The organism is Acinetobacter schindleri CIP 107287, assembly GCF_000368625.1.
GTDB classification, from domain to species: domain Bacteria; phylum Pseudomonadota; class Gammaproteobacteria; order Pseudomonadales; family Moraxellaceae; genus Acinetobacter; species Acinetobacter schindleri.
Genome location: NZ_KB849574.1, coordinates 449,991 through 463,578 on the forward strand (window position 1 = coordinate 449,991; position 13,588 = coordinate 463,578).

General features: G+C 42.5%; 15 protein-coding genes and 2 tRNA genes. 9 read left to right on the forward strand and 8 right to left on the reverse strand.

Annotation, left to right across the window (positions count from 1 at the left end):
• Positions 1 to 52 precede the first annotated feature (52 nt).
• The 3 genes from F955_RS02325 to F955_RS02335 all read right to left on the reverse strand — a co-directional run bounded on the left by F955_RS02325 (position 53) and on the right by F955_RS02335 (position 910).
• A tRNA-Phe gene (locus tag F955_RS02325) sits at positions 53 to 128 on the reverse strand.
• A gap of 135 nt (positions 129 to 263) precedes the next feature.
• Positions 264 to 339 (reverse strand) — tRNA-Phe (locus F955_RS02330).
• Positions 340 to 532: 193 nt separating this feature from the next.
• Positions 533 to 910, reverse strand: coding sequence for a GNAT family N-acetyltransferase (locus F955_RS02335; protein ID WP_004890645.1), 378 nt, complete (start codon positions 908 to 910; stop codon positions 533 to 535).
• Between the two features lie 96 nt (positions 911 to 1,006).
• Between F955_RS02335 and hisB the strand changes: the two genes are divergently transcribed.
• The 7 genes from hisB (at position 1,007) to F955_RS02370 (ending at position 6,778) form a co-directional block, all read left to right on the forward strand.
• A complete protein-coding gene (hisB, locus tag F955_RS02340; protein WP_004813636.1) occupies positions 1,007 to 1,600 on the forward strand; it encodes an imidazoleglycerol-phosphate dehydratase HisB in 594 nt (197 codons plus the stop codon).
• Entirely contained in the window at positions 1,600 to 2,217 is a 618-nt protein-coding gene (gene hisH, locus F955_RS02345; RefSeq protein ID WP_004890649.1) for an imidazole glycerol phosphate synthase subunit HisH, read from the forward strand. Before hisB ends, hisH begins: the two co-directional genes overlap by 1 nt.
• Positions 2,218 to 2,350: 133 nt before the next feature.
• Positions 2,351 to 2,860 (forward strand): DUF805 domain-containing protein, encoded by a 510-nt coding sequence (locus F955_RS02350; RefSeq protein WP_004890652.1) that lies wholly within the window; start codon positions 2,351 to 2,353, stop codon positions 2,858 to 2,860.
• Between the two features lie 150 nt (positions 2,861 to 3,010).
• A complete protein-coding gene (locus F955_RS02355; RefSeq protein WP_004890654.1) occupies positions 3,011 to 3,637 on the forward strand; it encodes a 3'-5' exonuclease in 627 nt (208 codons plus the stop codon).
• Between the two features lie 452 nt (positions 3,638 to 4,089).
• Positions 4,090 to 4,860 (forward strand): hypothetical protein, encoded by a 771-nt coding sequence (locus F955_RS02360; protein ID WP_004890657.1) that lies wholly within the window; start codon positions 4,090 to 4,092, stop codon positions 4,858 to 4,860.
• A gap of 196 nt (positions 4,861 to 5,056) precedes the next feature.
• Positions 5,057 to 5,779 (forward strand): 1-(5-phosphoribosyl)-5-[(5-phosphoribosylamino)methylideneamino]imidazole-4-carboxamide isomerase, encoded by a 723-nt coding sequence (gene hisA / locus F955_RS02365; RefSeq protein WP_004890660.1) that lies wholly within the window; start codon positions 5,057 to 5,059, stop codon positions 5,777 to 5,779.
• 72 nt (positions 5,780 to 5,851) lie between these two features.
• The gene (locus F955_RS02370) at positions 5,852 to 6,778 is read left to right on the forward strand and encodes a DMT family transporter (RefSeq protein ID WP_004890662.1); all 927 of its coding nucleotides are present in this window, start codon (positions 5,852 to 5,854) and stop codon (positions 6,776 to 6,778) included.
• 82 nt (positions 6,779 to 6,860) lie between these two features.
• On the opposite strand, the gene F955_RS02375 is transcribed toward F955_RS02370, so the two are convergent.
• Both F955_RS02375 and F955_RS02380 read right to left on the reverse strand, forming a co-directional pair.
• Entirely contained in the window at positions 6,861 to 8,267 is a 1,407-nt protein-coding gene (locus F955_RS02375) for an NAD(P)/FAD-dependent oxidoreductase (RefSeq protein WP_004890663.1), read from the reverse strand.
• Positions 8,268 to 8,321: 54 nt separating this feature from the next.
• Positions 8,322 to 9,653, reverse strand: coding sequence for an APC family permease (locus F955_RS02380; protein WP_004890665.1), 1,332 nt, complete (start codon positions 9,651 to 9,653; stop codon positions 8,322 to 8,324).
• Positions 9,654 to 9,751: 98 nt separating this feature from the next.
• On the opposite strand from F955_RS02380, the gene F955_RS02385 reads away from it, so the two are divergent.
• Entirely contained in the window at positions 9,752 to 10,111 is a 360-nt protein-coding gene (locus F955_RS02385; RefSeq protein WP_004890667.1) for a helix-turn-helix domain-containing protein, read from the forward strand.
• 329 nt (positions 10,112 to 10,440) lie between these two features.
• Here the strand turns inward: F955_RS02385 and F955_RS02390 are convergent, their stop codons facing one another.
• The 3 genes from F955_RS02390 to F955_RS02400 are packed head-to-tail and all read right to left on the reverse strand — an operon-like array spanning position 10,441 to position 12,456.
• Positions 10,441 to 10,839: a DUF4870 family protein gene (locus F955_RS02390; protein ID WP_004890669.1), complete on the reverse strand. Its 399-nt coding sequence runs from the start codon at positions 10,837 to 10,839 to the stop codon at positions 10,441 to 10,443.
• Positions 10,840 to 10,864: 25 nt separating this feature from the next.
• On the reverse strand, positions 10,865 to 11,491 hold the full coding sequence (locus tag F955_RS02395) for a DUF1294 domain-containing protein (RefSeq protein ID WP_004813646.1): 627 nt from the start codon (positions 11,489 to 11,491) through the stop codon (positions 10,865 to 10,867).
• A gap of 17 nt (positions 11,492 to 11,508) precedes the next feature.
• A complete protein-coding gene (locus tag F955_RS02400; RefSeq protein ID WP_004813647.1) occupies positions 11,509 to 12,456 on the reverse strand; it encodes a homoserine kinase in 948 nt (315 codons plus the stop codon).
• A gap of 113 nt (positions 12,457 to 12,569) precedes the next feature.
• Here F955_RS02400 and hisF point away from each other — a divergent pair, with 113 nt between their 5' ends.
• Positions 12,570 to 13,328: an imidazole glycerol phosphate synthase subunit HisF gene (gene hisF / locus F955_RS02405; protein ID WP_004813648.1), complete on the forward strand. Its 759-nt coding sequence runs from the start codon at positions 12,570 to 12,572 to the stop codon at positions 13,326 to 13,328.
• Positions 13,329 to 13,588: the final 260 nt, after the last annotated feature.

Here is a 13,588-nt window from a genome sequence, read left to right on the forward strand (position 1 = left end):
ACAAAATGACAAACGAAAAAAACCTCAAACATGGTTTGAGGTTTTTTGAATATGGTGGCGAGACCCAGGATCGAACTGGGGACACACGGATTTTCAATCCGTTGCTCTACCTACTGAGCTATCACGCCGATGCGGTGTATTAAGCCGTATCTGTACACATTAGTCAATCGAAATTAGAAAAAAAATGATTGAATGTGTAAAATTTGACCCAAAAAAAATCCCTGATGGGATCAGGGATTGAAAACTTTAAATCGTTTTGAATATGGTGGCGAGACCCAGGATCGAACTGGGGACACACGGATTTTCAATCCGTTGCTCTACCTACTGAGCTATCACGCCGATGACGCGTATTAAACCGTTTCAGCCCAATGCCGTCAAGCATGAAAAGTATAATTTTTATCAATCGTCTACTTTTGCAGCAGATTTAATTATCACTTGCTTAATTTTTAATTAAAACGGCCTAAATTATTCATTTTCGGTCAAAAATTTGCATAAAAAAGCAGCCCTAAGGCTGCCTTGATACCGGAAAAGTTTAAATTTTTTCGATATGTGCCAGACAACGATGAATCGCGCCACAGCCAGGTTCAAACACCTTCACACCTTTTTCTTCTTCCATTCGGCAGGCTTCACTAACCAGCCTTTCTGCAACTCCACGTCCACGATTAGCCGGATGTACAACGACATACTCCAGCAGGCGGGTTGCGCCTTGACCCGTGCACCAGATCGCACCAATAATACGGGTATTAAATTCTGCAGTATAAAGTACGGTATACTGTTGCAAGTTTTGCTCTAGTTGTTCCATGGCATCGGCCCCATCACTAAACTCCGGGCTGGTGTCATACAGTCGCTCAAGCTGGCTGCGCACTTCATCATTTTCCAAAGAAGTATAGGCATGTACGGTTATAGGCATTGATAAACCCTCCTGAGCAATCTAATATGCGGTGACGTCGTCACGGCGAAAATATTTTCTACATCAATCATTTTGACGTATTTGAGGAACGTGTCTATGACAGATCGTATCAGTGAAGTGGTAAGAAATACCAACGAAACCAAAATTCGAGTTCGCTTGAATCTCGATGGGTCTGGTCAAGGCACTTTAAATACTGGTATTCCATTTTTAGATCATATGATTGATCAAATCAAGCGACATGGTCTGTTTGATATTGATATTCATTGTGACGGCGACCTGGAAATTGACGATCACCATACTGTAGAAGACTGTGGTATTACCCTGGGTCAAGCCTTTGCACAAGCATTGGGTGACAAGAAAGGTTTACGCCGTTATGGTCACTTCTATGCCCCGCTTGATGAGTCTTTGAGCCGTGTCGTGGTTGATCTGTCTGGTCGTCCGGGTCTGTTTATGGATATTCCATTTACCCGTGCCATGATTGGCCGTTTTGATGTAGACCTGTTCTCTGAATTCTTCCAGGGCTTTGTAAATCACTCGCTGATGACTTTACATATTGACAACCTAAAAGGTAAAAACAGTCACCATCAGATTGAAAGCGTATTTAAGGCGTTTGCCCGTGCATTGCGTATGGCATGTGAAGTTGATCCACGTGCTGCCAATACTGTTGCTTCAACCAAAGGTACCCTGTAATGACCCGTATTGCCCTTCTTGACTATGGCATGGGAAATCTTCACTCCGCTGCCAAAGCATTAGAACATGTCGGTGCTAAAGTAGATGTGACCAATGATCCCAAGCTGATTGCTCAGGCAGACAAGATTGTTTTCCCGGGTGTAGGCGCAATGCGTGACTGTATGCACGGTATGCATGAAGCGGGTATTGATGATGTGGTACGTCATGCGGTGTTCAATAAGCCGGTACTGGCAATTTGTGTCGGTATGCAGGCGCTGATGCAACGTTCTGAAGAAAATGGCGGTGCAGATGCACTGGGTATTTTTGAAGGCGAAGTGAAACGCTTCCCGGATGTGGAAGGTTTAAAAGTACCGCATATGGGCTGGAATCAGGTGCATCAGGCTGATCCAGGTCATCCAATGTGGAAAGATATTGAACAGGATGCACGTTTTTATTTCGTACACAGCTTCTATGTAGAGCCAAAAGATCCAAGCATCGTGGCTGCGACATGCAACTATGGACTGGAATTCTGTACGGCACTGCATAAAGAAAATCTGTTTGCGACCCAGTTCCACCCGGAAAAAAGCCATACCGCAGGTTTACAACTGCTGAAAAACTTCGTGGAATGGAATATCTAATCCTCTCCATGCTTAAAAAACCCGCTTAAAGCGGGTTTTTTATTGCTCAATATTTAATCTTTTATTTTTTAATAAATTACTATATCATTCATTTACTTATAAAAATCTTAATGATAAAAACAAGGAAATAACAATGAGTAATTTAAATGATTCTGCTTTAAATGCAGGGGGACGTTTTGGGCGTCGTTCATATCTGGCCTGGAATATGCTAATGGGCTTTTGTTTAATGCTTGTCGGTATTTTAGCTGCTGTCATTCTACCAGGCGCAAATCCATTTCTGAGTCCAGATGGCTCCTTGCCTATGCTATCACTGGTAGTCATGGGATTAATTTATATTGCAGTAATTTATTTCAGTATCATCTTTTTAATTCGTCGCCTGCATGACCGAAATCATAGCGGCTGGCTGTCTTTGCTGATGCTGGTACCTATCGCCAATATTTTATTTGCCTTGTATGCCCTGTTTGCTCCGGGTAACCGTGACAGCAACCAGTTTGGCCACCCCCGTACCACACGTGGCTGGGAAAATGTACTGGCGATTCTTTATATTCTGCTGATTGTTTTGGGGATTGCAGCGGCCATGGCGGTTCCGTCTTATCAGGACTATGTCAATCGTGCAAAACAGGCAAATTTGCAACAGCAATAAGTTTAATCCAGTCAACTCAATTCAAAAGCCAGATCTAAAAATAAGTCTGGCTTTTCATCTTGATTTAAAAAAAATTCCTTAAAAGCGCTTTAGACTGAATTTAAAAAGTCTTAAGCTGCATCTTCATACACGGACCCACACAGACTCGTCATGGATGCCCTTCATTCTCCAATTTTACCCACCAAAGAAGATATCGCCACACTTCCAAGATTTCAAAATATCTCCTTTGAAAAAATTATTGTAATTCAGAATCTTCAACAGGCAGAAGTAATACGTGAAGAACTTGAACAGGTACAAGTCTTTGGCTTTGACTCAGAATCCAAGCCCATATTTAAAGCCGGTGAACAGTCTACAGGACCGCATTTGATTCAGTTAGCTACCCGAGAAAGGGCGTATTTATTTCAAATGAATACGGAACTATGGCATTTTTTACAGCCGATATTTGCCAATCCCAATCAGATGAAAGCTGGCTTTGGCTTAAAAAATGACAAACATCTGTTCCGTAAAAAAGGTATTGAATTAAATGGGGTACTGGAACTCTCCAAATGCTTTGGCAGTTTTGGGTTCAAACAGGCTGTTGGGGTCAGAAATGCGATGGCACTCCTGTTCCAGGTCAATTTCCCAAAGTCCAAAAAGATCAGTACCTCTAACTGGGCAGCACGGAAACTCAGTCAGGCTCAAATTGAATACGCGGCTGCGGATGCTTATGCCTGCATTTTGATTCTAGAAGAACTTTGGCAACGGAAACTCCTAAGCCGAGAATTGAAACTTTCCTAAAGAAAATAATCATTGCTTCTGGATATTTATTAACACTAATACTTGAGAAATTAAGCGCTGATCGATTGTAAGATTATGTAAACCATATAACGCACCAAAATTTAGCAAATGAATAATCACTTTTCTAAAAACCTGAGTAAACTACTCAACTTTTTTACTATTCTTTTAATCGAACATTAAGCTAAACAATAAAAATGCACAAAAATAACACTACTCATCTTTTAGAAGCACCAAAATAACCAATATAAATCATTGTTTTTAATTACATTTTTTCACAAAATATAAAATTAATATCAATCCTTTGATAAACATGAATTTTCCATAACATTTTCCTGACTTATGATCAAAATTATGGTTCTAGGCTCTATAAATTTGGCAGATTTTTGCTAAAACATGATGTGCATAACAATTCTCCATCGTTAAGTAGTTCAAATTTCTAGAGGGTAAAAATCATGGCAAGTTTATTGGGCGGCGGTAAGTTCAATGGGGTATTCACATTGGCAGTGCAAGGTATTAGCAAAGCTGTAGGCTTCCTGACTAAGGCGGTTATTACCTTAGTTGATGAAGTGGTTGAAACAGTCAGTACTCTGACGGCACCTTTGACGGACGCACTGACACAATTACCTGTAGTTGGCGATACGCTAAAAACTGTCTTGGATACCAGTACAGGACTTTTAGCAGATGTGAGTCAAAGCGTGCATGCCGTATCAGACCAGCTATTACAGGGAGATTTATCTGGTGGTATAGACACACTGCTAAATGGAACTACAGACCTGGTCGGTCAAACTTTAGATGGCGTCTCTGATATCTTAGATAGCGTTTTAGATACTACGGCGCCGCTGACTGCTCCACTGCTTTCTTTGCCAGTCATCGGTGATGTGGTTGCATCAGTCGGGCAGACTACTTCTAACCTGAGTGGACTGGTTTCAAAAACGGGTGATTATGTTGCTGGCATTCAGCCACTAGATCTGGTGAATGATGTACTCAGTAATCCGGTAGCGAGTGTGGGCGGTGTCCTGCAAGATGTCTCAGGCACTGTCGATGCACTGCTGGATGACCTTGCCCCGATTACTGATACTGCAGCGGATCTGCCAGTTATTGGCGGTATCGTCACAACGGTAGGCGCCACAGCAGGTGCAGTCAATGACGGTCTTTATGACCTGGGTACTCAGCTTGGTAAAGTAGGTCCACTGGATCTGGAACTTCAACTCGCATATGTTTAATTGAATTTCATCCATGCTGAATGATCAGCCTGATCAGATATAAAAATAACAATGAGCTGTACTCACTCACTCCAACCTGTCCATGACAGGTTTTTTTCATATGCGAGATTCAGTATTTAGATTTAGAAATCCGCCGTTTATTTGTTAAGATGGCAGCCATTCAAATTCAATCGACGATTAGGCCAGGAGCGAAAGCATGCTGATCATCCCTGCAATTGACCTGAAAGATGGCAAATGTGTCCGTTTAAAACAAGGTCGTATGGAAGACGATACTGTATTTTCTGATGATCCAGTGGCTACTGCGCAGCATTGGGTAAATGAAGGTGCGCGTCGTCTCCATCTGGTTGATCTGAACGGTGCTTTTGCAGGTACCCCGATTCATAAGCCAGTCGTAGAAGCGATTGCTAAAGCACAACCAAACTTACCGATTCAAATCGGTGGTGGTATCCGTTCACTGGAAACCATTGAGCATTATCTAGATGCAGGTGTGTCTTATGTAATCATTGGTACAAAAGCAGTGAAAGAGCCTGAGTTTGTTGAAGAAGCCTGTAAACAGTTCGCTGGTCATATCATTGTTGGTATTGATGCCATGAATGGCATGGTCGCAACGGATGGTTGGGCCAATGTGACTGATGTGAAAGCGACTGATCTGGCTAAACGTTTCGCCGATGCAGGCGTGTCCAGTATTGTCTATACCGACATCGCACGTGACGGCATGATGCAGGGTGTAAACATTGAGCAAACTGTGAACCTGGCAACTTACTCAGGTCTTCCAGTGATTGCGTCTGGTGGTGTCACTAATATCGATGATGTTCACGGCTTAAAAGGCCAACCAGGCATTCTTGGCGCAATTACTGGTCGTGCGATCTATGAAGGCACTTTAAATCTTCGTGAAGCACAAGCGGTTTTAGACGCTTAATCTGAAAGATTGATGTTGCTGTAAAAGAGGTCTTCGGGCCTCTTTTTGTTTTTACCTGAATACTGATCTCCCATGTCTACCTTATCCTCTGAATCCTCAATATGGAAAGCGAAGCTCCCTCAGCTTTCTCTGATTTTAATTACCATCATTTGGGGTACAACCTTTGTGGTGGTGAAATACGGACTGACCTTTGCCAGTCCCGTGCTTTTTGTAGCCTTGCGCTTTATGGCTGCTGCTATTGCCGTAACACTCATTTCCTGGAAATATCTCAAAGGCATGACCGCTTTTGAAGTTTTTGCTGGTGCGGTCATCGGATTGCTCATTGCACTGGGCTATGGCACGCAAACAGTTGGACTACAAACGATTAGCAGTAGTGAGTCAGCCTTTTTAACCGCATTATATGTTCCACTCGTGCCTATCTTGCTATGGCTGCTGTTTCGTAAAAAACCACATGTCATGACATGGATTGGGGCAGCCCTTGCCTTTTTAGGTCTGGTCTTCTTAACAGGAAATGGCTTTGGTGCGATTCAACTGAGTTTTGGACAACTACTGACAATTTTAGGTTCGATTGCAATTGCACTTGAAATCATCTTTATCAGTTACTTTGCACCGAAGGTAAATACGCGCCGCGTGACCGTGTTGCAGCTGATTTTCGCATCACTGTTCTGCTTTATTATGGCAGCAATGCTCGGCGAACCTCAGCTACCTGAGTTCCATCCTCACCTTGCCATCATTTTAGTTGGCCTCGGTATAGCCAGCGCAGTGATTCAACTCGTCATGAACTGGGCACAGGAAATGGTTGATCCTTCTCAGGCTGCCATTATCTATGCAGGTGAGCCGATCTGGGCCAGTCTGTTTGGCCGACTCGCTGGAGAACGTTTACCCGCTCTGGCTTTATTGGGCGGATTAATGGTGGTACTGGGTGTAATTGCCAGTGAATGGAAACCGAAGTTTTTAAGAACAGAAAAAAGGGAAGAATTGAAGGAAGATCTTTCTTAATTTTTCCCTCCCCCTAACCCTTTATGAATTCCCCTAGATCCCCCCTTAAAAAAGGGGGAATTTTTTATATTTATATTGAATTTTAGAAAGATACCATTTTGCCCGGATTGACCAAGGTACCTAAGCCATAAGCCATTTTCGCCATTGGAATTACCACTGGTGCAAGTACTCGACCAAACAGGATATCTTGATGCTGGATACTGGTTAACATATTAAAGTCATCGGCTTTGCCACAGAAGTCATCCGCAATCGCTTTACCAATACGTACAGTTTGCGCCACGCCATGACCACTCCAACCTTGTACTGCATAGATTGGAAATTTATCACCAAACTTACGGCTGTCGGCTGCGCCATTCATGGTCAGATCAGTAGTTCCGCTCCAAACAAAATCTAGCTCAACACTTTTTAGTTGTGGGAATACATGCTTGATCCGACCCAATAAATATTGATGGGTTTTTTCAGGACTCCAACATGAACCTGTGCCCTCACCGCCAAACAGTAAACGGTTTTTCGATACCCCACGGTAATAATCAATTTGGAATTGCGTGTCATACACAGGCGCGTCTGTTGGTAGTAACTCTTTTAAATCGACTTCTAGTGGCGCTGTGGTACACACGTAGGTATAAAACGGAATCGTGGTTTGATTGTTCTTTTGCAATAATTTAAACGATGCATGATGTACCCCCATCACTACACTTTTACGCGCTTTAATCACACCTGATGGCGTGGTCACATAAATTCCATCTTCACGTTCTTCAATAGAGGTGACTTCGGTCTGCTCAAAGACCTGTCCACCATGTTGGCAAAAGCCATAAATCAAGCCACGATTCAATGCCAACGGATGAATATGACCACCAAGAGAGTCAATTAAACCACCGCAATAATTTTCAGATGCGATATATTGTTTGAGCTCATGTTCACCAACAATTTGGGTATGGTCTTCACCCAAATACTTACGTGCATCTGCACCTTGCGTTAAGCCAACCAAATGCCCTTCATGCACAGCAGCAGTAATATGCCCACGTTTACGTTGCAGTTCTAAATCATAACGATCCGCAATTTGATCGATCAATGTCATCGCTTCGGTTGAAGTAAAGTGCCACAGTTTTTTGGCATCTTCATAACTAAAATGCTCGATCATTTCAGCAGCTTCCCAACGTGCAAGCCCTGGTGTGAGTTGTCCACCATTACGACCTGACGCTGCGCCGCCAATACGGTTTTTCTCCACCAAAACAGTGTCGACACCTTTTTCAGCCAAATGTAATGCAGTTGATGCACCGAGTAAGCCCCCACCAATCACGGCTACATCACATTCGATATCCGCATTTAATGCAGGAAATCCATAGCCAATTTCAAGTGAACTTTCATAGTAATTAGAGGGATGATCGAACTGACCATGCTTTGGATTGAGCCAATTCCACTCTTTTCCACTTTGCGCATTGATACTGGCTCTGAATTCAACATCTTCAACAAATTTTGGCTTATTCATTTGATTTACTCGCTTCATTTCTTTCATTTTCGACATATTTAACATTTCGATTTTTTAATAGGCACTACTAATCACAATATTTTGCTTACGCAGACGTTTATAAGTAAACAGCAACACACCAAGGGCTAACCAAACACAGCCACAGATCAGTGCCACACGTTCAAGGTTGAACCACAGCCCCATCATCACCAAGACAGACAACCATGGTAGAACCGCATTTAAGAAGATATGTTTTAGGCCATGACGTTGACCATCTTTCACATAGAATTTCATAAAGACTGAAAAATTCACCGCAGTAAAGGCAATCAAAGCACCAAAACTCACCATGCTGACCACTGTTGCAAGGTCGAGTACGATCGCCATCAATGAAATTAAACCAATCGTAAGTACGGCATACATGGGTGTACCGAGTTTGGCATGCACTTGCCCAAAAGTGCCTTTATGGAAAATACCATCACGACCCATAATATGAATTAAGCGTGATGCGCTGGCATGCGTTGCCAAACCTGAGGCAAAGGTATTCATAATTTGCGCCACCAAGAAAATCGCTTGGAACAGTGCCCCACCCACGTACAACACAATTTCAGGCAGTGCTTCATCAGGGTTGTTAAAACGCACATTACTTGGGAAATACAATTGGATAAACCAAGAGGCTGAGAAGAAAATCACACCGCCTGTTAAAGTTGTGAGTAAGACTGCACGAGGAATGTTTTTCTTGGGTTCTTTGGTTTCATGCGACATTGTCGTAACTGCATCGAAGCCTAAGAATGAGAAACAGAGAATGGCTGCACCTGCGACTAAAGGGAAAACACTGCTATCGCCATTAAATAATGGTGTAAGTGTTAGTACATGTTCATAGCCTTGTTCGGAACCAATACCTCTGACTACAAGGTAAATAAATACCAACATCAGAAGCAATGGAGCTGCCACAAAAATAATGCTTAAATTGGCTAAGATGTTAATACGGAAACAGTTAATCAGTGTGACTAGCGCAGTAAAGACACAGACCCAAGCCCAATACGGCACACTTGGCATAATTGCCTCAAGATAGATTCCTGCCAATAAGGCATTCACCAAAGGCAATAAAATATAATCCATCAGCGCACACCAACCCACAAAGAAACCGGCATTGGTCCCACACGATTCTGCTGTATAGGTATAGGCCGAACCTGATTTCTCTGTTTGGCGGGCAAAGCGCGCATAGCTAAATGCCGTTAATAACATGGCAAACAAGGCCAATAGATATGCCAATGGTACACGCCCATCTGTGATACCTGACACGATGCCAAATGTATCAAAAACGACCATTGGGGTCATGTATGCCACCCCAATAATGACCACTTGCCATAAGGACATTTTTTTAAACGAACTTTGCACTTTTTCCATGCATGTCACCTAAAATTTATTTATTTTCGTTATTTTTTCTTTTGCAACCTCCATGCCATATAATAAAAAAAAGAGAAATTAAAATTTTGGAGTCATAAATGGCAAAGTACAGTTTAGAAACTAAAAAAGCAGCACTTCAAATGTATAAAAAGACTGATTACAAAGTGGCAGTGTGTAAAGAATTTGGCATCTCTAGAGTAACTTTGGATGCATGGATTCGACTTGAAGAAGAAACAGGTGACTTAGTTCCAAAACCGGCAAAAAACCGTGGTGCACCGAGCCACATCAAAGACTGGAATGAGTTTCAAGTATTTGTAAAAAATACGAAATTTAAAAATATAAGTGATTTGGTTCCACTTTTCGAACAACGTTTTGGCTATTCAGTTTCTTATGCAGTTTTAGTCCGTGCTATTCATATCTTAGGTTTACGTCGTCGTCGTGGACGTTTTTATAGCTAAATAAAATCGTAAATAAAAATTTAATATTCCATTCCGATTATTTAAATAAATAACTGTACATTAATGTAAATCTATTTTATTAAAAAAGTAAATTTTATATATTAAAAACATAAATTAATAAAAATAAAAAAGTAAACTATTAATATTAAAAATGTAATTTTAATTTTTTAAAAAAGTAAAGTTTATATGTGAAAAACTTATTTCTATTATTAAAAGGTGTACTCAAATGTTCTGTGTATGCAAGATATTGGTGCATTTTTTAGTATCCCAATCCAAAGAAATAAAAAAAAAGAGCAGTTAAAACTGCTCTTTCATTGTCACTAAGTTTGTTATGAAGCTTGATACATCGGCAGATTATCATTCAAACGCATAATCCCGCGAATTGCACGATACACAATCCAGATCCAGGCCAAGCCAATCACAATCAGGCAGAAAGTGGTGGCACCAAATGCTACACCTGCAAACAGATCCGGATCTTCACCGGTAAAGAACAGGAAGAAAAATGGAACAAAGGCAACGATATTCCAGAACAGATACCACCAGAAGGTGCGGATCTGCCAGGTAAAATGGCTCTCGAAAATTGTGCCGCGAACCGAACTGCGTTTCACATAGTTAATTACCAGCGCAATGACAGCAAGCAGGCCACCGGTAAAGATCGCCACAATATAAAGAATATATAGAATAAGAGTCAGTGTGCGGTTAGGGTCCTTGTCAATCGAATAGTTCATACCCTCTCCTTTTTATCAATTTCCCTTAAATATTTAAGCCGTTTAAAGGGGAAATAAGCCATAGAATCAAAATGATGTTAAAGGCTATGGTACAAAAATAAATCTGACGGAATGGTTGTTTTTGTGTTTTATGTCTCAGTTTTTGTTGGGCCAGCCAAGCTGCCGGCCAACCTCCAAGAAAAGCCACCAGATGTAGCGCATTTTCAGGAATACGGCGATTACCGAGTTGGGCTGCTTCCTTGTCTTGGGCGTAGAGCCAGTAACTCAATACATTCATCAGGCTGATCAGCAACACTACCATCCCGCTCAACAGGCCACTGAAACTGAGTACCACAAGCGCCAGAATATATCCCACACAGAGGATTTGCATCGGCTGCAATTTTTCTTTTTTATTCTTTATGACTGTTTTCTGTTTAGCCGTCAACGCCTTGATCTGGGCAGCTTTGAGATAAGTCACCTGCTGAGCACGATAACGGCCCTGATCATCCAGAATCACGGCATAATCCAAGGCACAACCAACAATCGGGCGCGGACCAGGGCGCGCAAAGTCCTTAATGTGCAGGAACACACGTTCCTTGCCGGCATCATTCGGCTGAATAAATCCATAGCCTTTTTCATCAAACCATTCCACCAAACGCCCTTGATCACGCATATTGTTGTTCCTGTTGGTTAAGCGGTAACAAACTTAAGTCGTTCGATCAACATATTACGCATTTCTTCCGGATTCTTTTGCAGAATATCGTTTCCGGTACGGCCTTGAGCCGCATTTTTCTGTGCCACTTGTAAACGCATCATCCAGAAACGACCGGCTGCCATCGCCAGGTAAAGCTGCAGACAGGCTTTTTCATCCTCAGTCAAGGGACGGATACTTTCATAAGCCTTTAGAAAAGCAACCGCACGTTCTTCATTCAAGGTCACTGCGGGATAATCTGTGCAGAAGTCATTTAAGGTAATGGCAATATCAAACAGCAGCTCATCTTTATTCAATTCATAAAAATCCAGAATGCCATTGAGCTGATCTCCCTCAAACAGGGTATTGTCACGGAACAGATCTGAGTGAATAAAGCCACGTGGGCGATCAGTATAAACGGCTGTCAATGCCTCATACAGGCCGAGCAACTTACCCAACAGGACATTATCAGCAGCATTCAGGGTTGGCTTGATTTCCTGCGCCACGGCATACCAGTAGGCATGATCACGTACGAATTCGCGTTCCAGTTTAAAATCTTTTAGTGCTACATGCATTTTTGCCTGCGCAATGGCAATGGCTTCGGCCTGAGCCTTAGTCGCTGGCATAGGATGTTCGCCTAGCATCCGTGGCGCGATCTGGGCTGGCTTACCCTTGATGCTATGAATGGCCTTGCCTGAATGCGATAATGGGACGGGCACAGCCACCCCTGCCTGTCCCAGATGCTTAAGTACGGGAACCAGTTCACCAGCAGCCTGTTCATCCATGTCCTCGAACACAGTCAATACATATTGCTGGTCTTCACAGACCAGAAAGTAGTTGGTGTTCTGGATACCTCCTTGAATGGGAATCAGATCAATCGCTTTGAGACCATAAGGCGCTGCAAAATCCTGAACTTCCTTTAAAGTCAAAGTGGTATAAACCGACATAGAAAACCTGCGAAAAAACTTACATATTTTTGCTAGAATACCGTTTCCATCTGCCAAGGTGTAGCGCTTGCGTGGGTGAGTTTCATAATCGGCTGTAATAATTGGAAAAATTTATGCTAGCTAAACGTATTATTCCTTGCCTCGACGTTGATAATGGTCGTGTGGTCAAGGGTGTTCAGTTCCTTGATATTCGTGATGCGGGCGACCCGGTCGAAGTGGCGCGTCGCTATAATGAACAAGGTGCCGATGAAATTACTTTCCTTGATATTACCGCTACACATCATGGACGTGACACGACTTATCGTACTGTAGAGCGTATGGCCGAATCTGTATTCGTACCGTTAACTGTAGGTGGTGGTGTCCGTAAAGTTGAAGATATCCGTTTACTGTTAAATGCTGGCGCGGATAAAGTCAGCATCAACTCAGCAGCTATTTATAATCCTGAATTCGTCCAGGAGGCTTCTCAGCGTTTTGGTGCACAATGTATCGTGGTGGCTATTGATGCCAAGAAAACCGGCGAGAATAAATGGGAAATCTTTACTCACGGTGGCCGCAAGGAAACAGGTATTGATGCGATTGAATGGGCCGTGAAAATGGCGGACTACGGCGCCGGTGAACTGTTAGTGACCTCAATGGATGCTGATGGTACTAAAGCGGGCTATGACCTGGCACTCATGCGTACCATTAATGACCGCGTTAACATTCCAACAATTGCTTCTGGTGGTGTCGGCAACCTGCAACATCTGGCGGACGGGATTTTAAAAGGAGGCGCAGATGCTGTACTTGCAGCCTCAATCTTCCACTTCGGCCAGCATACCATTCCAGAAGCAAAAGCCTATCTGGCAGCGCAAGGCATTGAAATGCGTCTTTAATTCTTTTTAGAGACAAGATCTGAAAAAGGCATGTTAATCATGCCTTTTTTATGACTTGAAAATTTGAGCACATGAATTATGGACAAAAAAAAAGGAGTCTTGCGACTCCTTATAAAACCAAGAATAGACTACAGCGCTTGGTGTCAACATAACCAGTAAAATCTAACCATAACTCAAGTATTCATAACAACCTGTCAGCGTTAGGCTATATCGCTGACAGGTGTAAATATAGGTCAAAAAACACCCCGAATATTGACAAT